We start from the raw sequence: 24066 nt of genomic DNA, 5'->3' as shown, positions 1-24066 counted from the left end.
CGCTACTCCGGAATTCCAACCATTTTCTTGCCAGCGGCCGGCTCGGCAGTGGGCAGTCCGCGCGCTTTGACAAGCTGCTCGACGTCGAGGGTTGGCGCGACGTTTGCGATGTCGGAAACTAGGACGTACGCGTGCCCGTTCATCCGGCCGCACACCGGCAGTTTGTTGTCGCTTATGAGCGCAAGAACGTTGGACAGCGCGTCATCCGAGATTTCGCGGCTGGACGCACGCTTTGACGTTCGTGCGGCGAACGTCGGCGGTGCCAAGTTATCGAAAGCGGCAAGTGCTTCTTTGGTTTCTTCGGCGGTGCGGCGTTTCATGGCATTCTGCCGATCCTTGTCGGGGATCGCGACACCGGGTCTGTCAGCGATGAGAGGCCGCTCTTCGCCTTCAGGCATGCGGTGACCAGGCGCCGAAATGTCGATGCTCGCGACCGGCTCTGGCGCCGCCGGAAAATCGGCAAAGTCGTCGCCATCAAATACGGAAGCGCCTTCATTGCTTCCGGCGTCTGGTGAGGAAGGTAGCAACCCACTGAACGGATCAGCTTCGTCCGCGCTTCCACCGGTCTCCGGGGATGCGATCTCGCTTTCGAGCGCGGCAATGTCCTCGAGCGATGGGACATCGTCCGCATCCACATGCTCTGTCGCGACATCGTTCGTAGGCGGCTCCATTGGAGCTGGCGGCGACTGATTCTCCGTGATGACGCGAGACAGCACGGCCGGTGCTGGCTCTTGCTCCGCCATCGACGGCTTGAGGGCTGCAGAGGATTCTGCCGGAACCGCCGCAAGGCTTGTTGGCGCCATCGGTTCGAGGCCTTCAGGTTTGCCATCCGCCGTTTCGACCTTCTGTTCTCGAGCCCTTGCTTCCGTTTTGGTTTCCTGGCGGCCCGAGATGTAGATGCTGTGGGCCACATCTTCGCCAAACGCACGCCGAACCAACTCGCGCAATGCCTCAGCATCGCGAATACCAGGGTTGTGCGTGTAGATGGGCTTGCTGATCACCATCCGCGAGCCAAAGTTTGGTAGGCCCCCAAGTTCGGCGAACTCCTGCGTCTTCGTCAGCGGTCGGAAGATGATGACGGGTTCCCACGTAGCGATATGCTGACCGTTCTTGCTGCTGCGGAACGATACCGAATGCATGGGGTGGTAGCGCGAGAAGTCAATTCCATTGTGCTTGTCGTACAGAAGCCCCTTCTCGCCAAGGGTGTACAGCAGGCTCATGGTTACCCGGTAGCGCGAGTCACCGTCGTCCAGCGACATGCCCAGCTTCGCCAAGATGAGTCGACGCAACTCAAGCTCCTTCACGACGATCAAGCCGTCGTGCTTTTGGGCGATCTTCAAACTGGCGTCGGTGCTCTTATTGCCGGTGCCATTCACGCGGCCAAACTGGGTGATGACCTCGACAAAAGCCTTGTAAATCGACTCCGATTGTTCCTCAGTAACCTCCTCGTCCTCTTCGAGCAGGTCGCGGCCACTTTCCTGCATACCCGTCTTCTTGTCGACGTAGATCAGGAACTCCATCAGCGCGGACATGCGATCGTCAAGGGCGAAACCGTTCGAATCAACGGGGAAGGCGCTGGGGTGGTGGTAATGGCCAATCACGAAGTTGATGGCCCGGCGGTCTCGTGGGGGAAGCTGCCAGTACTCGGGAAGTCGCGCGAGCATCCGGGCGCCCAGGGAATCGTGAAACACGCGATCGTCGTCGTGATCGGTGCTCGACCCTTCCTCCAAGGTAACGATCTGGCCATCGTCCCCAATCTTGTACGCCTCGAGCTTCCCGAAATCATGTGCAAGCGCAATGATGGGGATAAGTGGGTCCGCTGCGTCGAACTCGTACTCGGGATTGCGCTTGCTGAGAAGCAGTATCTTTGCCTTGCCGCGTTTTTTCACGTACACGCCATCGTACTTCCATGTCGAGCTTTCTGCGAAGGCAGTCTCGGTAACGGCTAGACAGTGCTGCCAGAGTTTCCGGTTCGCATGGCCACCCTTCCTATGCGTTGCAGGATGCTCCTTGTTTGCAGAGTAGATGTCCCACACTGCAAGGAAGAATGCTGCATGCTGAGGATGATTGGTCTTGGCGAGCTCCAGCCAATCCATCACCGCCTTGCTTTGCATTGGGAGCCGCTTGGATTCGCTATCGATGCGTGCTGACGGGGGGGCCAGCATTGGAACCAGTCCAAGCGTGGACTGGATGCCATTGATAGTGTTTCCTCCCATGCCTTTGAATAGGCGGTTCACCGCCTGGACCCGCTCAAACCAGATGAGCCAGATCCCGAGAGCCAGGCCGCCTATTGAGCCGGCGATCCAGTACCCGAAAGAGTAGGAAACGTACCCCCAGTTCCGGATGACTTCTAACGGGGCGCCGCCAAACTCCAAGAGGGTGAACACGATCCACCAGAAGCCGAAGACAAGCACAGCTGCACGAAAGATCCGGTTCTTTGAGTTCACAGGAAGGTCCTATCGTCTTGGATATTGGGAGCGGTGGCCTTTGGCACCGGTTTCCCGTCTCTGTCTTCGAGCATGCAGCTACAGCCGCTGCCGTCCTTCTGGTAACCACTGCATCCCCAGAAATAGCCTTTCTGGTCGCGGCGCTGGCGGCGATACATGGGCTTCGAGCAGTCAGGACATGGAAACGACTGTGCCTTCTCCACCGGGACGCCATCCTTGTCATCCATGGTGTGCTTGCATTGCTCCCGGTCTGAGCAAGCCCAGAAATGGCGCTTCTGCCAGGGAATACGGTTCATGTCGTGACCGCACTTCGGACACGGCCGGGCAGCGGCCTTTGCCACAGGATTTCCCGCCTTGTCGTCTAAGGTAGTCTTACAGTTCTCACGATCTGTGCATGACCAGAAGAAGCCGTTTGCACCTTTGAACCTGCGCATCAGTTTTTCGCAAGTGGGACAATGCACCAGCGCTCCGGACGCGTCCTTTGACTGCGCGGTCTCATCGAACACGAACTTCAGTTTGAAGTCCTCCGTGAGCGTTAGCCCCGCCGTGAAGCGCTTCTTGCTGGAGCTGACGAACCCCGAGAGGTTTTCGACCGTCCCTTTGGCTAGAAGAGCTTCAACCTCCTGAGGCTTCAGGGGGCGTCCCGCGACCTCCCGCCAGAGCCGGAATCCGCAGCTGGACTCACAGTCGAACGATCTGGCGCCAACCGAGATTTCGCCACCACAGTTCGGACACTTTCCATCGAGCTTTTTCACTACAACCTGAGCGGCCTGCTCTCGGATGGCTTTGATGATATGGCGTGTGAACTCGGAGATCTCCGAGTTGAAAGCCGGCCGCAGGTATTCGCCGCGTTCCATCAGGCGAAGCTTGTGCTCCCATTCGCCAGTCAAAGCGGGCGAAGTGAGGCGGTCGAGGCCATTCTCGCGCAGGAATGCAATCAAGCTCATAAGCTTCTGGCTTGGCACGAGGCTCTTCCCGTCTCGCCGGAGATAGGGTTCCATTGGCCGATCGCGGCCATCCTTGGTCGCAAGAAGCCCTTCAATGATGGCCGAGCGGGTTGATGGCGCTCCTAGCCCGCGCTCCTTCATGGCTTCCCGGAGTTCCTCGTCGTCGACGAGTTTTCCGGCGCCTTCCATAGCGCCGAGAAGTGTGTCTTCGGTATAGCGCACAGGAGGCTTCGTCTTGAGAGTCTTCAGCTCCATGCCCTCGGTTGACACAGATTCACCTGGGACATACTTTGTCAGTGCCGGGATCTTCTTGTCATCATCTTGGGTCTGGGTGCCGTAAACGGCAAGCCAACCTGGATGGACCAGAACGCGGCCACTGGATTTGAAGTGCTCGCCAGCGACAATCGTGAGCCGTGTCGTTACCTCGTACTGTGCTGCTGGGTGGAAGATGCTCAAGAATCGCTTCACCACCAGGTCATAGACCTTCTCTTCATCGGGTGAGAGTCCTTCAGGCAACTTGCCGGTCGGGATGATCGCGAAGTGATCGCTGATCTTCGAGTTGTCGAAGATTCTCTTGTCTGGTTTGACCCAACCGTTCGAGAGGATGCGAGTGGCATGGTCACGGTAGCGGGTCTCGACCAGGGCCTCAACGACAGATTTGGCCTTCGCTATGTAGTCCTCTGGCAAGAAGCAGGAATCTGTTCGGGGATACGTCGTGACCTTGTGTTTCTCGTACAGGGCCTGCGCGATTGTGTCGGTCTGTTTCGATGTCAACCCGAGCTTCTTGTTCGCCTCGCGCTGAAGCAGGGTCAGGTCATAGAGCTTCGGGGAGCCTTTGGTCGCCGGCTTCGATTCTTGCTTTACGTCGGATGGGGCAACGCCGGCGCAGCGCGCGAGGATTGCTTCTGCCCTGCCCTGCTCAAAAATCCGATACTGGTGGTCGACCTCGGCCTGGCCATCTGAACTGCCTTCAGGCGCGTCAGCCGGGATATCACGCTCCGGTGCGATCCATTTTCCGATGTAGCTGCCGGCAGCGACACCGAACTCTCCGTGCACTTCCCAGTAGTCCTTCGCTTTGAAGGTTCGGATCGCCACCTCGCGATCGTAGACAAGCGCGCCCGTCGGTGTCTGGACCCGCCCGACCGAACGGATCTCGGCTTTCGACGTCTGACGCTCGTACAGGCGGGTAACACCTCGCGAGCCGTTGATCCCGACCAGGTAATCGCCCTCAGTCCGGCAGTAGGCGGCGTCGGCCAGGGCATCGAACCGAGAGCCTGGCAGCATCCCTCGGTAGGCGTCTCGAATTGCCTCGCTCGTCATCGAGTTGAACCACATGCGCATGACGGGCTTCTTGCATTCGGCCAGGTCGTAAATGAGGCGGAAGATCAGCTCTCCTTCTCTCCCGGAATCACAAGCATTGACGATGCGGTCAATATCGTTGCGAGCCATCAAACGCTTGATCTGCTGAAAGGCTTGCGGCTTGTTCGCTAGTTCGATGACGCGGAGCTCGAACTTCGATGGAATCACCGGCAACGTCTCCAGGCTCTTTCCTGACGTCGCCATCTCGCTTGAGAACACCTCGACGAGATGGCCTTGCGCGGCCGTAATGACGGCCTCGGGGCTCTCCAGCCAGTTCTCAACGCGCCCGAACCCTCCCAGGGAGAGGGCGATATCTTTTGCAACGGAAGGCTTCTCGGCAATGATGAGGTGTTTGCCCATCGGCTGGTCTGTCCTGTGAGCGGCACCTGAGGCCCGCGAGTGAGTTGGGTGGGCCAGACGACCCAGATTTAGGTCTCGGAAGGTCACCTGCTAGTGACGGGAACGGGGTGGGCCGCCAGGCGAAGCAATGAGCGCGGTTCATCTCAGATCGAGCGATCGGAGAGGACGCCGCGTTGCGCGGCGCCCGTGCGGCTCACATCCCTCTGTCAGGTTGCAGATGGTTGAATTGCGGCGAAGAGCGCTTGGCGCTCGGCGTCCGATGACGGGGCGCTGGCTTCGACTTCGCGTTGCGTGGGGCGTTCGAAGAGTTCAGCGGCCCAGCTGGGAATGACCCGAATGAGATCGGACCCCGGTGCGACAGGGGAAGGGAAATCCTTCGCCTGGATGAATGGAATCGACGAAACCGGTGCAATGCCGCTGTCCGGATCGGGCGGCGCAATGGCCTTCACGTCCAGTCGGAACTCACCACTCACGGAAATAGGGATGCCGCGATGCAGCTTCTCGGCCAAGGGCCGCAGGTTCTTGCTGTACCAGCGGATCGCGATCGACTTGTCCGGGTCCTTTGTCTGGCGAAGGAGGACGACCAGGCGATCGTTCAGGGGCTTGCCATCGGGGCCGACGCGATTCTGCTCCAGACTTTTGGCCTGAATGAAGCCGGCGAGACGGACAGTGTTGGTAGCGTTCTTGTTCAGCCCAAGAACACGCCAGTCGATGCTGTCGAGCCGAGCCTGAGTATCACTCGGGCGGCCAAACTGCTCTTCCAGCTTGCGAATCGAATCCGGGGTGCCTGAGTCCTTCGCCGCGGCGTGGACGAGCGAACCCCATTTGCGCAGCAGGTCATCGGCGAAGCGCTTGTCCAGGTGCATGGTGTTCGGCTGTTCGAACGAGATGCTCTTCATGTGGACGATGCGCTGGTCTTCCTTGCGCTCACCCGAAGCGTGGCAGATCGCGAAGATCAGGTCCCCTTCCTGAATGTTGCGAGGAAGCGGCGTTTTCTTCGGGTCGAACGCGATCGGCAACATGTGATTCTCGTTTCGGGTCTGCTGGATATAGCAGATGCCGTTGACAGGATCTGGGTTGCGAAGCACGCCGCCGACGTATCCCGAGTTCAGCATCCCATTGGGATACGAATAGGAGTCGGCGTTCTTTTTGGCGTCCATGGGCAGCATGGATGACCTCCTTGTTTGGGTTGATCGGGTACGTCTACGTCTGCGCGCTGGAATTATACATAACACGTACACTGAAAACAACGAGACGCAAAAACATACTGAGAGATTGTCTTGTTGTCTCGATGGCATAAGAGACTTGAATCTTGTTGATATGTGTGTAGAATCGGGAATTGCTAAGACAATAAGGCATGACGCGCCCTGCGCGGTCGATCGCCTTCTGAACTTGATCCGTAGCCACGTCGGAGGACCGAACCTATGACAAAGTCCATGCCTGCACACGGTAGTGGTTCGCATAAGGCAGCACCGGCGCGGCGAGTTTCCGCAAAATCGCGAAAGACGACCGAAGTGACCGCCAAAAAGACTACGCACGAACAGCACGGCGCTGAAAGCACTGCGACCGAGCACGAGGGTGAGGCCTCGGGCAAGCGCCATGTTGATGGTATTCGCCTGATCAACCAGATCAGGAAGACTCTGATTGACCGTGGGCTTCCGCAGCGGACGATCTCCGACATTCTCGGAGTCACCCCGGTGTACTGGAACTCGATCATGAGCGGTAACCGCTCTATCAAGTCGCTTGGTAAGGATCGGTTCGACAAGATTGCGGAGTGGCTCGGCATCCCGACCGTACAGGTACTCAATCAGGCCGACTATCTCACGATCGAAGACTTCTATTCCAAGAAGGACCTGCACGAGCAACTGTGGCTGGCCATCGTAAAAATGGCTAACGACCCACAGTGGATGGCCTACGCCCCTACCCGCGAAGAATGGGATGAGCTCCCTCTGCGTGTCCAGATCGGATACGCAGCGCTGTATGAGCGCGACTATGGGCGTGTACTGACGGCGAAGGCTCAGATTGAAGTCCCTGATCTAGTCAGTTAAGCGGCCGGCGACCCCCAGCCCAAAAAAAGACGCCCCAGATCGAATCTGGGGCGTTTTCGTTACAGGACCAATTCCAGCGTGTCATCCTGGGTCGAGGCCACGGGTTCAGTGGCGCTCGGCAGGACTGCAGCAGGGGGTGGGCTCGAAGGTTGAGGCGCTTCTTCGAAGGCTGGTGCCGAGTCGCCGATGGCGAGATCGGGTTGAGAGTGCATTGGCACGTTGGCGGCCGGAGGCTGAACACCAGGCGTGGCCGCCGGCGCAGCTGCTTCCACATCGAGCGGATCAAACCTTACCGAGTCTTCGGAGAGAATGTTTTCCGCCTTCATGCACCGGGACAGGAGCGATGACACCATCAGGAACTGAACGCCTTCAATGTTCTGCCCCTCCGGAACTGCGCCCAGGACCTTGTCGCATACTTCGGCCAGTCGACTGAACTTCGTCGACAGGACGCCCATCGCTTCCGCCTTGTTGCGAACACGGCGAATCAATCCCAGGACGCGGCTGCTGGTGCGCCCCGCGGCCGGCCCTTTCCAGGACTTTCGCACGTCTTCCGCAATCTCGAGCGCTGCCTGGCCAACTAAGCCTTTGACTTCTGCGTGGAGCGCGTCGTCCTCGCCAAAGAAGCTGGTGGACTGGATGCCTGTGGCGGAAATGTCAAAGGAGAGCATGCGGTCCATGTCGTCCGTCTTTGGCGCGTGCAGGCGAATGAGATCCGCTCGCGACTTGCCATTGTTGGTCGAACTGGCATTGACCGGGGCATTCGCCCACTCATCAACGATCCTTGGGAGGTTGGCCAGGAACTCGGCCTTCTCCTTCATGAATCGCGTCTTGATGTCCGTCATCTTGCTGGAGAGCCCAGCGGCTTCGCTCAGCGGTACGAAGTAGCCGCGCACACGGTTGTGAATGCGGCGAGCGACGCCAACTTTCAGGATCTCTCGCTTCGCTTCCGAACGGTACTTCGAAACCCACGAAAAAGAACCTCGCGGGAGCATCTTGCCGACCTCACGGATGAAATCATCCGCCTCGACCGTTTTCTCTCCGGTGCTGCCTCCGATGATGAAGTCAAACAGGACGACATCTTTAAGAATCGCCATCTGGCTGCTAGCCACCGTCGTTGCTTGGTTCATGTGTATCTCCTGAAGTTAGACAAAACAGGCCCCTTGCACAGGCCTGGCTCTTCGATATGCCGGACAGGGGGAAGTAACTGACCGTCGGAATCTGCGACGGTTGGCCGATGCTGGTTGCGCGAGGTGGGGTGTAGGAGGACGCTTCTGGCCAGACGAATCGCGTTCTAGAGCCGTGTTACGCATTCCCGGACATCAGTAACTCTTCACATTTCAAAGGAGAAACCATGGACGAATGCACTTGCACAGCAACGCAGCAGAAGGCCGGCATGGGTGGCCCCTCCCCTGCCCTTGACTTGAATGGACGCCAATACGGTGCGTTGCAAGCCGAGCCCGTCGCGGACCAGGCCGGCTTCTATCAAGCGAAGCCGAACGGAATCCTGCTGTTGGGCATTGATCGCGAGCCGTTCGCGTTTGTCGTAACGGATGAGAGGCAAGGACAGTTCTTCGTTTCCTGCTTCAAGCATGGGAGCGATATCCGGTACATGTTCAGTACAACGAGTGCGGACGAGCAGCGCTTGGGCATTGCGGGAATCAGTGTGGCCAGCGAGGCGGAACTTGTTCGTTCTCTGGTCAATCAGCTGACGAGCGGAACAACTCGAACCGACACGCGCGAAGCGACGATAACGATGGCGTGCTCGGACGAGGATTTTGCGGAACGCGAGTTCGCCCAGGTCGCCGTTTCTGAATCGGGCAAGCCCGACTTCGCCTGCAAGCATTGCGGGTGGCTTCAGAGCAGCACTGCAGCGGGAGCCGCGGAACTCATCGCACACGGTACTTGGCACTCCGAAGAGGGGCGAGCTGAGTTTGCCGCCAAAGCTGCGAAGTACGCCTGATCAAACACCCCCCTCAAGCCCCTCCTGGTTCGCCAGCGAGGGGCTGTCCTTTTGCTGCTCCGATCTTGCGTCGGAATACCGCGGCGGAGGGCCGCTGAATCTCTCGGACTGACTACCGAACGATTATCGACGGCTGTTCACCATCTCTCACCCGCAAAGAGAATCCTAGGTGTGTGCGGCCGAAAGCTACACAACCCGTCGCTAGGTGTTTATACGTAACCGTCTTACGGGAAGACTTTTGTATCAACAAGGAAGGCTCCATCATGGCGAAAAACCGTGCTGTACTGGGCTTTCTCGCTGACGTGCTAAAGAATCTTGCATTCGCAAACTTTGGCCTCTTCGGCTTCGGTGCCGTGGATAAAATGGTGAAGGGGGCAGCCCTCACCACTGCCGATGTTGCGTTCGCAGTTCTTGGCGCGGTATTGTTCGCGTTCTTCAACGCTGTAGCGTTGTGGCTGTTGAAGGACGACGAGTAGTAACGTAGTCAGCGTACTCTTGGGGAATAGGAAATGAGTGCTGCGCAGATACTACTGGCGAGCCTGGTCGCAGGCCTCGCCCTGTTGACATGCTATGTCGGAATTACTGTAAAGCGAAAATCGCGCGAGGGACAATCTCGTGTGGTCCAGTAACGGAGGCCAATATCAATAACTTGTCCTCCCCAAAGAGAAGCGCCCAACCACCCCCCCATGTGACTTTGCTCACCTGAGGGGGTTTTTCTTTTCCGCTCGATCGAAGTGTCCACAAAAGAAAAACACCCCCAGCAAAGCCGAGGGTGTCGTGGGGTTGATCTGGAGCTACTCGCCGATGATGTTCTCCCATGCATCGAGGACTGCTTTGCGTTCTGCGCCCGTACCGAAGTCGAGCAGCGTCATGCTAAGCCCTTCCTTGAATGCGTTGGTGCTGTCCAGGCCCGTTGCCATAAGCAGGCGGTGCGTCAGACCCCAGTTCAAGAGGTTGCGAGTGGTGATGGTGAACTCGAGCGGTTCCCCATTGGCACCAGCATCCTCATTGAGCCCAACAAACCGGCTACGCAAGCTGCTGGCCAACTTCGCCATTGCCGTTGCCGCCGTCTCCGGCATGCCGACCTGGTCCTGAAGAAGTGCAATCTCTTCCTCGACGGACAGGTACGTGGCATTGACAACGAAGAATCGGTCAAGGCTGGCGATGTTCTGTCGCTTCACACCTTTGTAGAGTGACGCGGAGCCGCCGTTGCCGCCAGCCGAACCTCGTCCGTTGGTGTTGCCAGTGGCCACAATCAGACAACCGGCTGCGATCTTGACTCGCTCCCCCGTCTCCGGAACAAGAATGTCGTCACCGTCCAGGACTCCGTTCATGCTCATTGCAACCGATGGCGGAAGCTGGTCGAACTCGTCAAGCAGAAGAATCGAGTTCGGCGTGCGCGCCCAGCGGAGAACCGGACCATCCACGAACACCATTTCAGGGGTCGCCGAGAGAACCGACGCCTGTTGAGGTGCTGCAGACGCTTCGGCTTCCACTTCCTGCGGTTCCGCATTCTGCGGCACTTTGCAGAGCTTGTACGTGCCGAAGAGCTGGGTTGCCTCGGAGTCTTCACTGCACTGGTAGCGGAACATGGATCGTCCCGTCCGAGCACAAACCTGCGAGATCAGTGCCGTTTTGCCACATCCTGTCGGTCCGTAGATCAACAGGTTGCGCTTCATCGTCGCCTTGGTGAAGTTGTTCGGCAGGGCTCCCGACGCCATCCAGACGAGGATTCGGCGGAGGGTATCGGGCTGGAAGGCAAAACCTTCAATGACGTCTGGTGTGTCGTCGTTGGCTGCGAAGACACGGATGGTGGTCGTCGATTGCGAGCCGTGAGCGCGGAAAGCGCCACCATCAACACCGAAGACTGCGTCGATCGACTTTCTTTCAATTGCTGCTGCTTCCATCATGTTTCTCCTGAGAGGTGGGTTTGACGGCCTCTTGCAAAGGCCTGGCGCTCAGGTATGAGTCACAGAGGACTGGAAGTCAGACAAACGTTCGCGTCGATCGCGCCTTACTGTGTCGGCAGCCGTCGGCCAAAGAAAACGCCCCAGGACAGAAGTCACTGGGGCTGTGGGGTTAGCAAATTGCAGCTTCGAGAGAACTGAAGACAGCAGTTGCAAGCTCACGGACGTTGTTCGCCACACCGTAGGTAGCGGAGAGACCGTGGAATTTATCCACGTGCTCCGCGCCGATCAGGACGAATCGCACCTCAACACCGAACAGCGCAGCTTCGCGCAGCGCGGCCTCAAGGATGTCTCGATCGCCTGGATCACCATCGGTGACCACGGTCAGCACCTTTCGCGCTTCGCTACGCCCAATGAATTTCCTGAGCGCCCATACGACTGCGAGATGCGTGTTGGTGCTACCAGTGGCTTCAGGGCGGAACCGCTGAAGCGTAGACGACCAGTCACCCTCGAAGCCTTTCCACTCGCGAACCGATTCGCTATAGGTCGCCAAGCCGAAGGGAATGTCAGCGCCGTCAAGCACCTCCCCTGCTGCAACAATGACCCGGCCAGCAGCGTCCTTGCGATCGACCTTGTGGGCCTGGATCTGATCTTGAGCCGATGGCTTGTGCGCCGCAGCGTGGAGATGCGGGGCTTGCTCCGAGTCAAAAGGTTCATCCATTGAGCCGGATTCATCGCCGAGAAGATAGACACAAGTGTCCAGCTCGTCGTGTCGGGTCTTGTGACGGAACACTTGGGTATCACCCAGCGGCACTCGCCACACCCGATTTGAACGAAGCTTACCGCTTGAGCAACTCCGACGCGTGGCGGCGGCGAAGGCCTCAAGAAGGTCCTGCAACCGCAGGGACAATGCCGAAGCTGTAGTCCTCGCAGCAGAACGCAAACGCGAGCGGTTCTCCAATGAGCCACCATTGGCTGGGGCGCTGTGCTCGTTCAACTCCGACGTATGACTGCTACCTCCGGCGCTTTGGGCATCCTGGATCGCTTCGTTGGCCTCGCAGAGTACTTCTTCGAGCCCCTTGCCATAGCTGCCCAGGTCACCGGGGCTTGCTGTCAGAACGGCATTGACGGCCTCGGCCAGCTCATTGTGAGAAGGTTCATAGCCTCCCGGCTCGGAACCGTTCTCTGAGTCTTGTTGGCCAGATGTTTGCCCGGCAGGATCGCCGGCATTCTGGTTGTCTTGCGGCGAGCCGGATTGCTGTTCCCCACCTTGAGAGTCAGGCTTGTTATCCGCTGCAAGCTTCAGGAGCTCGAGGATGCGGATGCTAGCTTGAATCGCACCTTGAGTATCGCGTGCTGTCGCGGCTTGCAACGCAACGGCTTTGACCTGGCCGGTCAGCTTCGTGCCGAAATGCTTGATGGCACTGGCCCGGAAGTCGGTGGCGAATTGACGAAGGCAGTCCTGGTCTAGGAGCTCCGACCGCAATTCAGTTACAAGCCAACCGGCCAGGACCGCGGCGGGTGTATCGCTATCGTCTTGAGGTCCCTGGAAGATCTTGCGATCGACCAGAATCTCAATTCCCTCGCGTATCACCTTCTTTGACCCGGGAAACTTCTTGGCGCCAAGCAGCTCGCCGCGGGGGTCTTCCAGGATGTTGGCCAGTTGACCAGCGAGATTGCTTGGCGGAACTACGGTGAAGTCCGTGTGGTGGCCGTGGCAGACGATCTCGTGAGAGATCAGTGCCCGCAGTAGGGTCGCATCCTCTTCGGTACCGACCGCCGCCATTTGCGACAGCCGCAGTACCAGACCTCCCGGATTTGTCGGGTCAGGGCCAATCGAAGCGGTGGGGATGTTCGCCCACTCGAGTCGGACCGATTTTCCGTTCTGCTTGGCCTCTGCCAGCAGCAAATGCGCGTACAAATGCAGATGGCGCATAGATACGCGCGGCTGATTCTGATCCATGTCGATCTCCTGAGTTGAGTTGAATGTCCGCGAGGTGCGGGCGTTCCTTGCTCAGGGAGATGACGGACAGGGACACAGAAGGCACGCGCGCTGCTGGGGGAGTGCGCGACAGAGATGGATCTGGGTGGGGGATGGTGCACGGTACGGCTCTGGTGGCCGTATGAATGAGGAGCCGGCTTACAAGCCCGTGTACCCAAGGTTGCGAAGCAGGTCCGTAACGGCGTTGACGATGGTGTCTCGCGCCTGTTTCGGATCGGAAATCGAGACCGTCGGGGCGGGAACGATCCCCTGTTCGCAGTAAGCCTCAATGATCTCCCGCAAGTGCGCAGACGGCGTGATGTCGGGCCTCTCAACTGCCATTTGTCCGACAATTACCTGGAATCGCTCGAAAGTGGTGGGACTGACGCGGGTCGACAAAGCGTGATCCGCGCCCTCGCGCTCTGCATAGTCGATGTTCTCGGCGTCGGCGAGGTACGGCTGCAGGATGGGTTCCAGCAGGGCCTTGACATCAGGCGCATCCGCATACTGAAAGGACTGGGTCTTGAGCGACCGTGCGAGGAATGTGCGAAGGCTGGGGGTCGACTCTATCTCGCTGAGCCCCCTAAGTTTCTCAATGACATCGTTCGCGTACTTCAGGGCCGTCGGCTGGCTGATCCGGAAGTCCTTTGCTACCACGCGAGAAATGTCACCAGAGATGATCCGATGATAGATCGCCACCTTGACCGGTAGCGGTGTTGCCTTAGCCAATCAATCCCTCTCACATACGCTACTCAGTAACCAAGCCTAGATTCCTTGCGCCGCTTTCAATTTCCTTGCGGTCCAAGGTCACGCCCCAGAAAAGAAGCCGGGAACTCCCAGTTTGCGCGCCCCCATCGCTGTCAACATCACCGAAGCCACGGAGATCGGCGTCTCGTTCCGCAAGAGCAAATCCGTCATTGCACTCGACCAGTTGCCGCAATCGGTCCTTGGCAGCGGCGTCTGGTTCCTCCGGGAGATACAGGAAGAAGTACCCTTCGCCGCCTTTACGCGCCAGGCGGCCACGTAGTTGGTGAAGCGGTGACAACCCAAACCGATCAGGATTCACTACAACCACAACACGAAGCGATGGTAGCGTGACCCCGACCTCGATGACCGTTGAACTAACAAGTACGTCGATGGCGCCGGCCTTCATTTTAGCAATAACTTCTGTCTTGTCGCTGTCAGTCAAGCCGCCGTGGACCATACCGACCCGATCGCCCCACTTTGCGCGGAATCGGACATAGGCCGCCTCCACTGAATTCCTTTCGCCATCACCCCTGTCTTCTGCCATCGGGTAGATGATCGCGGCTTGTCCGCCTTGGCGAATTTGATGGTGGACGAAGTCGAACAGCCTGGCCCCATCCTTACGATGGACAATCCGGGTCACTATCTTCTTCTTGACAGGCGACTCGCGGAGGATCGATACCGCGGTGCCGCCGAACTGGATGAGCGCCATGGTACGAGGTATCGCAGTCGCGGTTGCTTCCAGCAGGTTCGTGTGGTCGGCCAATAGGCTGTTCTTCTGGCCCACCGAGAACCGCTGCTGCTCATCGGCAATTACCAGGTCGAAGATGAGGGAGGCGCCTTTTGCCGCGGCGATGACCGCGGTGGTTCCAACGATGATGCCCTCCTCCAGTTTCGAGCCAGACACGAGCGAGCAGACTGGGATGCCCGGGAAGAGTTCCCGAAGCTCGCTGGCTAGCTGGTGAACGAGGATCTGGCTCGGGGCAATGATGGCTACTTGAGCCCCTTCCTGATATGCAGCCACTGCGGGCACCATGTAGGTGACCGATTTGCCGGTGCCGACATCGCCGGAGAGTAGTCGGCGCATCGGAAATGGCGAGCGCAGATCCGAGACGATGTCATCGATACCCTTGTGCTGCCCGGGTGTCAGCTCGTACGGAAGCCGGCCAATCAGATCTGCAACCTTGCCCCGGTCGAGGGCGATCGACGAACCTGAAACAGGTTTCTGGGATTGATTTCGGATCGCCTTGTTCAGAACAGCGCGCAAGGCCAATCGGTGTGCGGCCTGGACGGCGGCAATACCTTCCCGCACTGACGCCGGCGCGTGCAGATCTCTGAGCAGGTCTGCCGGATCGTGGTAGCCGGCAGCAGCCCGGAAATCCGTTTCACGCATGCCAGCCTGCTCCAGCAGCAAACAGGAGGCCTCATTGAGGCGTGGAAATGCTTCATGAACCGCTTTTGCGAGGGCTTCTCCCTTCACCTGTCCCGGCTTGCCCATGTACATGGGGACGATCTTTCCGCGATCGCCCTCCGGAACAATGTGCGGGTTCATCAACTCGCGACTGCCTCGCCAGCCCGTTTTCAACTCACCGTACAGGTGCAGCTCGTCGCCAGGCTGAAATGCTTTCCACGGCCAGACGGCCCCGATGATAACAATGGATACGCCGTCGCCACGACCATCTACCCCCCGAACTGCCAGCCTTGTGGCGTCTTTCCACCGCGTCGTTTGTTGCTGTGCGGCATCAAGCAAGCACACCTCTGTGAGTGTTAGCACGAGGTAGTGGTTGTGTCCCGTATCAGGGATCGGCAAGACGTAAAGAGGCTCAAGGTAGTCGCGGTACTCGCGCGGTGCCGAAAGCAAACACTCAGGGAGCGATCGGAAGCCAAGACGCGACAACCGTCCAAGTTTCTCGGTGGTCATGGCCTTAGAGATAATCTGCGATTTATAGACTCAACACGTACACATACTAGCATGGCTGAGGTTTAGCGGTTTCACAAAGAAAATGCCCCGTGACTTCGTCACGGGGCATGGCAGTTGCTGTGCGTGTTTCATGCGTGCGCGAGATGAAGGCTCCCGTTCGGCAAGAATTCGCTAAGTGGGCGTCGCTTCGTACGGCGATGGTTAATTTCGTCAAGTCGTTGCGATTTGATGGCGTTGTAGTAGATGTGCTCGTCTTTGGCCGTGCGCAAATTGACCAAAAGCTCCCAACGGATGATCCGAAGGTTGTTGTCGAAATGCCACTCGATCGGAGCCTTGTCGTCGAGTAGTCCCGCAGCCTGTTGCTTCAATACCAACGACATAACTGCTGCGCCGTCGGGAGAAGCAACGGGGAACTCGAACGAGTTGCTCCAAACACGGCGATCGGCTGGGTCGAGGATGCGGCCCAGTAGCGGTTTCCCCCAATCGCGCGGGTGTGAAAAACGGTTGGCCCAGTGTCCCGCACCCACCCATTCTCCGGTCTTCATACTGCACTCCTTTGATGTTGATGGAATGCCAGGCTTTGAAGGATGTCCTGACGTACCGATATGCGGCACGCGAGCATCTAAGGCGCGGGTGGCGGCTGGCAGGCGGCCGTACGTAAATGAGCCTGCTCCAGAAAAAAAGCCCGGATTGCTCCGGGCCTGAATGGGTGCTTAGTGATTGGTCACGGGGATGGTCGGGTTGGTCTTGATGTCCTTCATCTTCTCGCTCATTCTTTTCTGGATATCGTCGATGTTCGGCAGCTCAGTTGCGGCCATGATGTCTCCGACAAACTCACTCATGTCGATTGCAGAGAAGTCGATCTGCTGGAACTCGGCGGTGGTGAACCCTTCGCAGTTCGGATTCTCTGGAGTCCCCCAACCCTTGCCGATCTGGGGTTTGCCTTGCTCGTTGATGATCTTTGCCAGTTTGGAGTTGTAGCAGCAGTACGCCTCCTTGGTCTCAAGGCACGCCCCCATGACCTTATTCGAGCAGTACGAGCCGACGAAGTGGCAGAGGTGCGCACCACGGTGCATGCCCAATTGCATCTCGTCCTGCTCGCACGACATGAGCTCCATGACGATCTGGATAGCAATTGCAGCGGCAAACGAGTACGGGTCGAAGGCGAAGCCATTTCCCAGGCCATAGATAGTCTGACCAAACATGCCTGTGGTCGTCTCTCCGGCGGCGAGGGCCGCTCCCCCGACCGTGTAGGAGACCCCATACATTCCAAAGGAAGCACCAAAGTTCGATGCCATCTCGATACCGTCGTAGCCGAGCGCACTCATGCCAGCCTGTATCCATTCGCTACTCTTGTACATGTAGTCGAACGCGTACTTTGCGCCGAACTTAACGGCACCTCCCGCGGCCTGCATCATGATCGTGTTGTTGGACTTGGCTCCGGGGTCGGTCTTGCAGCAGTTCTTCAATCCACCGAAGCCCTTCCGGCAGGTTTCGGCAACTCCCTTGAAGAAGTTGTTCGACTCCGCACCATAGACACCACCTTCTCGGGCGGCCTCCTTCCCGGCCACCACGCGTGCGAAGTCGTCATCCCCAGGGTACCCGGTGTCCCAACAGGTCCCGTCATAGCACGACGTACGTGCACTGCAATCCTCGCCTGTCGTTGTCTGGCCTTCCTTGGTCACACACTTGTACGTGATTTGCTTCATCACGCATCCGACGGGGTCAGTGCTTTCGATGCACACTTCGTCAAGCTTCTTGCATCCCTTGTCGATGTACTCCTGGCAGTCGTTCTTGGGAGTGGGGTCAATACAGGCGTAGTCGTCTTGCCATCTCCAGCACGACTTGTAGACCGGCAGCCCATTAATGACTCGGGTTTCCGCCGGCTCCACGCACTTGTGCGATGCGAGAGTACAGAGTGGGTTCGTGGAATACGGGTCGCACTGTTTTGTGTCCAGCGCGTCTTTAGTAATCGTGTATGTCTTGTCGAGCACAACGGTGTTCGGCGGAGGCGGCATCGACGGGTCGTCGCACCGATAGGTTCGCTGCTCGGTCAAGCAAGTGCCATCCCAAGCAGCGGCGATGCACTTGGTTGACGTTTGCCAGCATCCGGCCAGGTTGTAGAAGGGGGCGCAGTAGTCAATCGACTCCGGCTTCTTGCACTCGAACGTATCCCGATAGCGCCAGCAGTCGCGGTACACATCGGTACCGCCGATGTTGCGAACCCCGCCGCCTTCAACGCAGACCTCGCCCACCCGTCGACATTCCGCAGCCTCGAGCGGGGCTGCTACGAATAAGAAACCAATGAGCCCCAGAATGACGGATAGCACCCGTCTTCCCCAAGGAGTATTCCAAGCGTTGTTCATAGTAGGTTCCCAAGCCTGAAGAACTGGCGGGGCTGTGCCCGCGTAGATACCTGCCAAGTCGCCGCGAGGCTCATCGGAGTTGGCCCCGCAATCTCTCCGGCGTTTCTTGCGGAACCGCAGACCAATCGACAGTCTCTGCGGGGGGCGAGCCATCGGTGCAGAGATTCAGTTCATAGGAGAACTCGAGTGGAGCTGCGCCACCGTCTTTGAGCGGGACGTGCTCCTGCCGCATGGTCACGCTCAAGCGGGCGCACTCGCCCTTGTAGCGTTTCACTACTTTCGCCGACATCAATACGGGGGCCGTTGAATGGCTCTTCGATTGCCAGTTTTCAGCAACGGGACCATTCAGGATTTCAGAGGCTTGCCCGCTCCTGATCGCTGCAAACAGAACATCCTTCGGGGCCGCAGCCAGAGCGTTCGTACAAACAAGTGATAGGAGGGCTGCGACACCGGCTGAGACAACCGCACGACCAGCCAGCGTGTGACATGCAATCTTGTTGTTCATTTGCGATACACTGAAGGTAAGCGTAAATGTTATGTATTCTGATGCGTCGTCATTGCATTTGCAAGGTCCGCGTCGGTCAAGCGGCGAGGGGATGTCAGTTTTCACCGTGAAAACCGCAGAGGTAACAAGATATGCATTAAGCGGCACAAAAAGGCGGAGAAGTTATGTCAATGACACATGAGGATTTGACCGTCCTCGCCTATCTGGTGCCAGCGACCGTGGGAGCTTTGGTTATGAAGGCCGGATCGGGCCGCCTAGCAGTGTTCTCGTTCTGTGTACTGCCGGGAACGCTGACCCATGAGCTGCTTCACCTCCTGGTGGGGGCCATGACAGGGGCAAAGCCGGTATCCATGAACCTTTTCCCGACGCGGCAGCCGGATGGTCGGATCGCGCTGGGATCAGTCACCTTCGAGAATTTGCGGTGGTTCAATGCCGCCCCAACATGTCTCGCGCCGCTGCTGGGACTGCCTGTCGTTTGGCTGATTGCGAAGGCGCGTGTTGCTGACGCGTGGAGCTTCGGCCAGTGGGATTTACTCATCTGGGCCGGTCTGTCAGCGCAACTGCTCTCGTGCTGGCCCTCTTCGACCGATCTCGTGCAGTCCCTTCGATCCTGGCCGCTGTATCTGGCCGGCTTCAGTCTGGCGATGGTGCACTACCTATGACCATGTGTTCGTGTGCTGCTCATATCCCACAGTCGAGACAACAAGGAATCCCCATGGACACCATCGAAGGCCGCCGGTGCGGCAACTGTAAGGCGGCGGTTCGTGCAAACGTTAGAGGTATGGAAGGAATGCTCTGGTGCCAGCCCGGCCACGCAGCCGCGCAATCCGGCGTCAGCTGCGTCGAGTCGGTCTTTATCAATCCTCAGAGGCCTGGCTGCGAGAAGCATGCGTTACGGGATGACCCCATCCCAGAGGCAAGCACGTTGGAAGAATCAGCCCCAACGGGCGCCGCGGATGAAGGGAGCAATGTCGAGGCCAGACCGAGTGAGGCGCCGGTCATGGCCTCGCGAGAGGCCCCACACGGCAAAGAAGGATCTTTCTCATCGGGGTACTTCCTTTGAATGCCGCCAGCAGCTTGATTCGCCAGTGCTTGTGAAACGCAGCCCTCCCGTCACGCGGGAGGGCTTTTTTTATTTGTGGCTGAGTTCCATCCCCCTATTGCAAGGACGGGGCGGACGATCCGCCACCGAATTTTTAGTCAATCCACTTTGGAGCAATCATCATGAACGCAAATGAAAAGATGTTCGGCATCCTGCCGGCCCAGGAAATTTCGGGTGAGATCCTCTTGGAGAAGTACGCCAAGGGTGGCGAGAAGACAGTCGCGGATGTCCGGCGCCGTGTCGCAAAGGCGCTGGCCAGTATGGAGCGACCAGAGAACCGAGCCGAGTACGAAGTCCAGTTCCTCGACGCGCTTGAATCGGGTTTCGTTCCGGCGGGTCGCATCAACTCTGCAGCCGGCACCGATATCCAGGCGACACTAATCAACTGCTTTGTGCAACCGGTTGGCGACTCGGTATCCGAGGCCAAAGATGGTAAGCCCGGGATTTACACCGCGGTGGCCGAGGCCGCTGAAACCATGCGGCGCGGTGGCGGTGTCGGCTATGCATTTGGCGACATCCGTCCGAACGGTGCGTTGGTGCGAGGAACGTTCTCCCGAGCTTCCGGCCCTGTCTCCTTTATGAAGGTCTTCGATTCGTCGTGTGCGACGGTCGAGTCTGCCGGTGCCCGGCGCGGAGCTCAGATGGGTGTTCTGCGTTGCGACCACCCGGATATCGAGCAGTTCATCCACGCGAAGGACAAGGGCGAACTGACGAACTTCAACATTTCGATCGGGGTCACTGACGCATTTATGCGTGCCGTTGAAGCCGGGGAGGAAGTCGAGCTTTGGCACAAAGCGGAACCCCATCCGGAAGTGCAGACCGCGGAATCGTACCGTCGGGATGACGGGACGTGGGTGTATCGCAAGGTGAGCGCACGGGAGCTGTGGGACCAGGTCATGAAGTCGACCTATGACCACGCCGAGCCGGGGGTGCTCTTCCTTGACCGGATGAACTCGGACAACAACCTCTACTACTGCGAGCAGATCGAGGCAACGAATCCTTGCGCGGAGCAGCCCCTGCCGTCATACGGTTGCTGCTGCCTGGGCTCGGTCAACCTCACGAAGTTCGTGCGGAACGCCTTCGGGCCAGATGCACACTTCGACTTCGAAGGGTTCAGAGGTCTCGTGGCCACAGGAATCCGTATGCTGGATCTCGTTCTTGATGCCACGTTCTGGCCGCTCCAGAAACAGCGGGACGAAGCCATGTCGAAGCGCCGCATTGGTCTTGGGTTCTTGGGCCTGGGAAGTGCACTCGTGATGCTGGGAGTTCGATACGATTCCGATGCGGGGCGCGAGCTGGCCGCGTCAATCTCGGAATCGATGCGCGATGCCGCATACCGTGCTTCGGTAGCGATCGCTGTCGAAAAGGGCTCGTTCCCGCTCCTAGACAAGGAGAAGTACCTCGAGAGCGGCTTCGCCAAGCGCCTGCCCCAGGATGTTCGAGATCTGATCCAGGAGCACGGCATTCGCAACTCGCACTTGCTGTCGATTGCACCCACGGGGACTATCACCCTCGCGTTTGCTGATAACGCATCGAATGGCATCGAACCTGCATTCTCCTGGACGTACAACCGCAAGAAGCGTATGCCGGACAACAGCTATCAGACGTTTGAGGTGGCCGACCATGCGTACCGGCTCTATCGGCATCTTGGTGGAGACGTTGTCAACCTGCCAGAATGCTTCGTGACGGCGCTGGAAATGCCTGCGATCGACCATATGCGAATGCTGGAAGCGGTTCAGCCGTACATCGACACCAGCATCAGCAAGACGGTCAACGTACCTGAAGACTACCCTTACGCGGATTTCCAGAATCTGTACCTGGATGCGTGGAAGGCGGGTTTGAAAGGACTGGCGACCTATCGGCCTAACTCCGTGCTCGGTGCAGTGCTGTCGGTGGAGGCCCCTGCATCGCCGAGTCCAAGCCCGACGCTAACGCCCATCGCGGACGATCCGTTGCGCACGCCCTTCGACAGCCGGCCCACCGGCGAACTGGAGGGTGTCACTTCCAAGGTTGAGTATTTTACCTATGAGGGAGCGAACACCGTATATCTCACGGTGAACTTCATGCGCGTCAAAGGCATCGTTGATGGCCAGGAGGTGGAGATCGAACGTCCGGTGGAATTCTTCATGCCGGCGGGCCAGCGAAATGATGGCCAACAATGGATTTCCGCTAACATGCGAATGCTCTCGATGGTGGCACGATCCGGTGGTTCGGTAGCGAAGGCAGTCGCAAACCTCCGGGAAGTCATCTGGGACAAGGGTCCGGTGCGCTATGGCCAATTGACGCGGGCTGATGGATCGAAGGTGCCGCTGCACCACGATTCGGAGGTCGCAGCGATCGGATACGCGCTGCAGTCCATTCTGAAGAAGCGGGGATTCCTTGCCGAGGACGGTAGTCAGGTACCGGCAGCGGAGCTCGCCAGACGCCTGTCGAAAACCGACGCAGCCCTTGCTTTCGACGAAGTCACTTCTGACAGCGGGACCGTGGCGAGCTTGGGTCAATCGATCGGGGCAGGACTCGGAAAGAAGTGCCCGGAATGTGGTGCTCACGAACTCCATCGCGTCGATGGATGCAGCAAATGCCAAGCGTGTGGTCACATCGGTAGTTGTGGCTGATGCACTGCCAGCCGTGAGGCTCGCGTAAAAACTAAAGGCCCTGGATCGTTCAGATCGCAGGGCCTTTTTTCTTGGGCGGACGGCTCTAGTTTGTTTGCAAAAGTGTCTTTTGATAGCTGATACGCTTGTCTGCGCCATGCGTAGCCAACCAGTTGTTTGCAAAGCCTAGCGCCTGCCGTTGTTCCGTTTCATCCAGGCCGAATGAGGAGGAGGAAACAAGGCTGCCTCCAGTCTGCCGCCGATTCAGGGCGCCATAGATCATCCACCATGCCGCGGACATCATCTTGCTCTGCCCTACTCCCTTCCCGTCGCGGTACATGAGCGACAGGATTGCCGGCGCATTCGGTTCGGATGCATTCGCGGCCTTCTGTATCCACGAGGCGGCGGACTGGTACTGGCCACGCTGGTACAGAATCCTACCGAGCAGGTAGAAGGCCTTGACGTTGCCCCGGTTCGCCCCTTCATTCGCCCACTTGTACGCTTCGTCCTCGTTCTTGTTCTTCAGGTAGTAGATGGCGAGCTGAACACTCGCCTGTTCGACGCCGGCCTTCATCGCAGAGCCCTTGAAGAGCTCCATGGCCTTTGCCTCGTCTTTTCTTACACCCCTTCCGTAGTACGTCAGCACCCCGAGGTTGTACTTGGCCAGCGGAACGCTTTCCGCGGACCGTTGGAAGTATGCGGCTGCGGCCTTGGAATCCTGCTTCACACCCTGCCCATTGTCGAGCATGAACCCCGCGAGGTTCTGTGCGCGGGCGTTGCCATTCTTGGCTAATGCAAATATCTCAGGCACCGCCTCGCGATTGCCAGCTTGCCAACTGGCATAGAGACGCATCACTTCACTCGTCTCTTTCGCCGTAGCGAGGAGATCGTCGAGCTTCGCGGTGATGTCAATGGAGGCAGTGTCACTCGGAAGGGATGACGGCTTGGCGCCCCCTGCCACGCGCGGAGTGGCTTCCTCCTGCCCCGGCTTACCGGTGGGAATGTCCGAAGCATGTGCCGCGGTGGCGAATGCGCCCCACATAGCGGCAGTTAGCGCGCAAAGCACGAGATTTCGCATTGGGATACTATTGGCGTATTGATACGTGTATTGTATGATCCGAGCCATGAAAAAGCTACTGGCCTTCGTCATCCTGGCCTCCGTGAGCCTGCAAAGCTGGGGCTATTGCTTCAAGGAGGCGGCTAAGCGGTACTCCGTCGATGAGTCATTGTTGCGCGCTATCGCAAAGACGGAGAACGCCTCGTTCGACCCCAATCTGGTTCGAACAAGCAAGGAGGGTTGGGAGTTCATGGGCCTCATGATGGTCAGCTCGATCTGGCTGCCAGAACTGAAGAAGTTCGGGATCGATCGGGAGAGGCTGCTTGAGCCATGCGTGAACGTGAACGTAGGCGCCTGGGTGCTCGCTGACGGGATGCACAAGTACGGCAGGACCTGGAAGGCAGTTGGCGCGTACAACACGGGCAAGTACTCCAAGGACGACGATGCCCAGATTCGCTACATCAACAAGGTGTGGAAGAACTTGCAGGGAGTAAATCGATGAAGCAGATGTTTGGCGGCGCCTTTGCTGCAATGGTCGTTGGGTGGGTGGTTTACTCAGCAATCGCCCCGGAGCCGTGCGAGCGCGTCTACCGCTCGGCCGGGCCGGTGCGGATCGCATTCGATGCGGTGCGCTGGGGCGGGCAGAACTTTCTGAGCCAGGATAGCCGGCTGCGTTTGATCAGTTGGAGCATCACGGCGGACAACACAACCCAGAGATTCCTTGGCCGGCTGTTCTACGGCCCGACACTCGACTGCGGGAAGTAATCA

At 58.4% G+C, this 24066-nt stretch carries 19 protein-coding genes; 7 read left to right on the top strand and 12 right to left on the bottom strand.

The features are described from left to right. Nucleotides 1-2 precede the first annotated feature (2 nt). The 3 genes from GA566_RS31125 to GA566_RS31115 form a co-directional block, all read right to left on the bottom strand. Nucleotides 3-2447: a hypothetical protein gene (locus GA566_RS31125; RefSeq protein WP_160475160.1), complete on the bottom strand. Its 2445-nt coding sequence runs from the start codon at nucleotides 2445-2447 to the stop codon at nucleotides 3-5. Beyond that, nucleotides 2444-5113 (bottom strand): DNA topoisomerase, encoded by a 2670-nt coding sequence (locus GA566_RS31120; protein ID WP_149135207.1) that lies wholly within the window; start codon nucleotides 5111-5113, stop codon nucleotides 2444-2446. Before GA566_RS31120 ends, GA566_RS31125 begins: the two co-directional genes overlap by 4 nt. Before the next feature lie 206 nt (nucleotides 5114-5319). Next, the gene (locus GA566_RS31115) at nucleotides 5320-6282 is read right to left on the bottom strand and encodes a hypothetical protein (protein WP_149135206.1); all 963 of its coding nucleotides are present in this window, start codon (nucleotides 6280-6282) and stop codon (nucleotides 5320-5322) included. Between the two features lie 255 nt (nucleotides 6283-6537). Here GA566_RS31115 and GA566_RS31110 point away from each other — a divergent pair, with 255 nt between their 5' ends. Beyond that, nucleotides 6538-7161, top strand: a complete 624-nt coding sequence (locus tag GA566_RS31110) for a helix-turn-helix transcriptional regulator (RefSeq protein ID WP_149135205.1) — start codon at nucleotides 6538-6540, stop codon at nucleotides 7159-7161. Nucleotides 7162-7220: 59 nt separating this feature from the next. On the opposite strand, the gene GA566_RS31105 is transcribed toward GA566_RS31110, so the two are convergent. Continuing rightward, on the bottom strand, nucleotides 7221-8288 hold the full coding sequence (locus tag GA566_RS31105) for a DUF3150 domain-containing protein (RefSeq protein WP_149135204.1): 1068 nt from the start codon (nucleotides 8286-8288) through the stop codon (nucleotides 7221-7223). Between the two features lie 224 nt (nucleotides 8289-8512). Here GA566_RS31105 and GA566_RS31100 point away from each other — a divergent pair, with 224 nt between their 5' ends. Together GA566_RS31100 and GA566_RS31095 are read left to right on the top strand one after the other, a co-directional pair. Beyond that, nucleotides 8513-9121, top strand: coding sequence for a hypothetical protein (locus GA566_RS31100; RefSeq protein ID WP_149135203.1), 609 nt, complete (start codon nucleotides 8513-8515; stop codon nucleotides 9119-9121). 263 nt (nucleotides 9122-9384) lie between these two features. Further along, nucleotides 9385-9597: a hypothetical protein gene (locus GA566_RS31095; RefSeq protein ID WP_035884237.1), complete on the top strand. Its 213-nt coding sequence runs from the start codon at nucleotides 9385-9387 to the stop codon at nucleotides 9595-9597. Between the two features lie 318 nt (nucleotides 9598-9915). On the opposite strand, the gene GA566_RS31090 is transcribed toward GA566_RS31095, so the two are convergent. The 7 genes from GA566_RS31090 to GA566_RS31060 all read right to left on the bottom strand — a co-directional run bounded on the left by GA566_RS31090 (nucleotide 9916) and on the right by GA566_RS31060 (nucleotide 18545). Next, nucleotides 9916-11031 (bottom strand): AAA family ATPase, encoded by a 1116-nt coding sequence (locus GA566_RS31090; RefSeq protein ID WP_237380963.1) that lies wholly within the window; start codon nucleotides 11029-11031, stop codon nucleotides 9916-9918. A 169-nt stretch (nucleotides 11032-11200) separates the two neighbouring features. Continuing rightward, nucleotides 11201-12991 (bottom strand): VWA domain-containing protein, encoded by a 1791-nt coding sequence (locus tag GA566_RS31085; protein WP_149135202.1) that lies wholly within the window; start codon nucleotides 12989-12991, stop codon nucleotides 11201-11203. Nucleotides 12992-13168: 177 nt separating this feature from the next. After that, a complete protein-coding gene (locus GA566_RS31080) occupies nucleotides 13169-13738 on the bottom strand; it encodes a hypothetical protein (protein WP_149135201.1) in 570 nt (189 codons plus the stop codon). 19 nt (nucleotides 13739-13757) lie between these two features. Further along, a complete protein-coding gene (locus GA566_RS31075; protein WP_160475159.1) occupies nucleotides 13758-15674 on the bottom strand; it encodes a helicase-related protein in 1917 nt (638 codons plus the stop codon). 128 nt (nucleotides 15675-15802) lie between these two features. Next, on the bottom strand, nucleotides 15803-16219 hold the full coding sequence (locus GA566_RS31070; RefSeq protein WP_149135200.1) for a hypothetical protein: 417 nt from the start codon (nucleotides 16217-16219) through the stop codon (nucleotides 15803-15805). A 168-nt stretch (nucleotides 16220-16387) separates the two neighbouring features. After that, nucleotides 16388-18040 carry a conjugal transfer protein TraN gene (locus GA566_RS31065; protein WP_149135199.1) on the bottom strand — a complete coding sequence of 551 codons (1653 nt, stop codon included), beginning with the start codon at nucleotides 18038-18040 and terminating at the stop codon, nucleotides 16388-16390. Between the two features lie 70 nt (nucleotides 18041-18110). Next, nucleotides 18111-18545, bottom strand: coding sequence for a hypothetical protein (locus tag GA566_RS31060; protein WP_149135198.1), 435 nt, complete (start codon nucleotides 18543-18545; stop codon nucleotides 18111-18113). A gap of 164 nt (nucleotides 18546-18709) precedes the next feature. Between GA566_RS31060 and GA566_RS31055 the strand changes: the two genes are divergently transcribed. Both GA566_RS31055 and GA566_RS31050 read left to right on the top strand, forming a co-directional pair. Continuing rightward, a complete protein-coding gene (locus GA566_RS31055) occupies nucleotides 18710-19207 on the top strand; it encodes a hypothetical protein (protein ID WP_237380962.1) in 498 nt (165 codons plus the stop codon). Nucleotides 19208-19769: 562 nt separating this feature from the next. Then, entirely contained in the window at nucleotides 19770-22262 is a 2493-nt protein-coding gene (locus GA566_RS31050; protein ID WP_149135197.1) for an adenosylcobalamin-dependent ribonucleoside-diphosphate reductase, read from the top strand. Between the two features lie 85 nt (nucleotides 22263-22347). Here the strand turns inward: GA566_RS31050 and GA566_RS31045 are convergent, their stop codons facing one another. Beyond that, nucleotides 22348-23391 (bottom strand): tetratricopeptide repeat protein, encoded by a 1044-nt coding sequence (locus GA566_RS31045; RefSeq protein ID WP_237380961.1) that lies wholly within the window; start codon nucleotides 23389-23391, stop codon nucleotides 22348-22350. On the opposite strand from GA566_RS31045, the gene GA566_RS31040 reads away from it, so the two are divergent. After that, complete coding sequence (locus GA566_RS31040) at nucleotides 23366-23800, top strand: lytic transglycosylase domain-containing protein (protein ID WP_149135196.1); 435 nt, start codon at nucleotides 23366-23368, stop codon at nucleotides 23798-23800. The two genes, GA566_RS31045 and GA566_RS31040, sit on opposite strands and share 26 nt — an antisense overlap. Then, on the top strand, nucleotides 23797-24063 hold the full coding sequence (locus GA566_RS31035; protein ID WP_017514227.1) for a hypothetical protein: 267 nt from the start codon (nucleotides 23797-23799) through the stop codon (nucleotides 24061-24063). The genes GA566_RS31040 and GA566_RS31035 overlap by 4 nt, the downstream gene beginning before the upstream one ends. Nucleotides 24064-24066 lie beyond the last annotated feature (3 nt).

This window comes from Cupriavidus sp. SW-Y-13, assembly GCF_009793345.1.
Classification (GTDB): Bacteria; Pseudomonadota; Gammaproteobacteria; order Burkholderiales; family Burkholderiaceae; genus Cupriavidus.
Note: the sequence above shows the minus strand (reverse complement) of the source record. Positions and strands in the feature narration are given on the sequence as shown.

What these genes read in the sequence shown, in the direction of transcription:
- GA566_RS31110 (WP_149135205.1), top strand. Translation starts at nt 6,538, where the DNA reads ATGACAAAGTCCATGCCTGCACACGGTAGTGGTTCGCATAAGGCAGCA.
- GA566_RS31115 (WP_149135206.1), bottom strand. Translation starts at nt 6,282, where the DNA reads ATGCTGCCCATGGACGCCAAAAAGAACGCCGACTCCTATTCGTATCCC.
- GA566_RS31090 (WP_237380963.1), bottom strand. Translation starts at nt 11,031, where the DNA reads ATGATGGAAGCAGCAGCAATTGAAAGAAAGTCGATCGACGCAGTCTTC.
- GA566_RS31060 (WP_149135198.1), bottom strand. Translation starts at nt 18,545, where the DNA reads ATGAACAACAAGATTGCATGTCACACGCTGGCTGGTCGTGCGGTTGTC.
- GA566_RS31065 (WP_149135199.1), bottom strand. Translation starts at nt 18,040, where the DNA reads ATGAACAACGCTTGGAATACTCCTTGGGGAAGACGGGTGCTATCCGTC.
- GA566_RS31070 (WP_149135200.1), bottom strand. Translation starts at nt 16,219, where the DNA reads ATGAAGACCGGAGAATGGGTGGGTGCGGGACACTGGGCCAACCGTTTT.
- GA566_RS31100 (WP_149135203.1), top strand. Translation starts at nt 8,513, where the DNA reads ATGGACGAATGCACTTGCACAGCAACGCAGCAGAAGGCCGGCATGGGT.
- GA566_RS31095 (WP_035884237.1), top strand. Translation starts at nt 9,385, where the DNA reads ATGGCGAAAAACCGTGCTGTACTGGGCTTTCTCGCTGACGTGCTAAAG.
- GA566_RS31050 (WP_149135197.1), top strand. Translation starts at nt 19,770, where the DNA reads ATGAACGCAAATGAAAAGATGTTCGGCATCCTGCCGGCCCAGGAAATT.
- GA566_RS31045 (WP_237380961.1), bottom strand. Translation starts at nt 23,391, where the DNA reads ATGACGAAGGCCAGTAGCTTTTTCATGGCTCGGATCATACAATACACG.
- GA566_RS31035 (WP_017514227.1), top strand. Translation starts at nt 23,797, where the DNA reads ATGAAGCAGATGTTTGGCGGCGCCTTTGCTGCAATGGTCGTTGGGTGG.
- GA566_RS31085 (WP_149135202.1), bottom strand. Translation starts at nt 12,991, where the DNA reads ATGGATCAGAATCAGCCGCGCGTATCTATGCGCCATCTGCATTTGTAC.
- GA566_RS31120 (WP_149135207.1), bottom strand. Translation starts at nt 5,113, where the DNA reads ATGGGCAAACACCTCATCATTGCCGAGAAGCCTTCCGTTGCAAAAGAT.
- GA566_RS31105 (WP_149135204.1), bottom strand. Translation starts at nt 8,288, where the DNA reads ATGAACCAAGCAACGACGGTGGCTAGCAGCCAGATGGCGATTCTTAAA.
- GA566_RS31075 (WP_160475159.1), bottom strand. Translation starts at nt 15,674, where the DNA reads ATGACCACCGAGAAACTTGGACGGTTGTCGCGTCTTGGCTTCCGATCG.
- GA566_RS31040 (WP_149135196.1), top strand. Translation starts at nt 23,366, where the DNA reads ATGAAAAAGCTACTGGCCTTCGTCATCCTGGCCTCCGTGAGCCTGCAA.
- GA566_RS31055 (WP_237380962.1), top strand. Translation starts at nt 18,710, where the DNA reads ATGTCAATGACACATGAGGATTTGACCGTCCTCGCCTATCTGGTGCCA.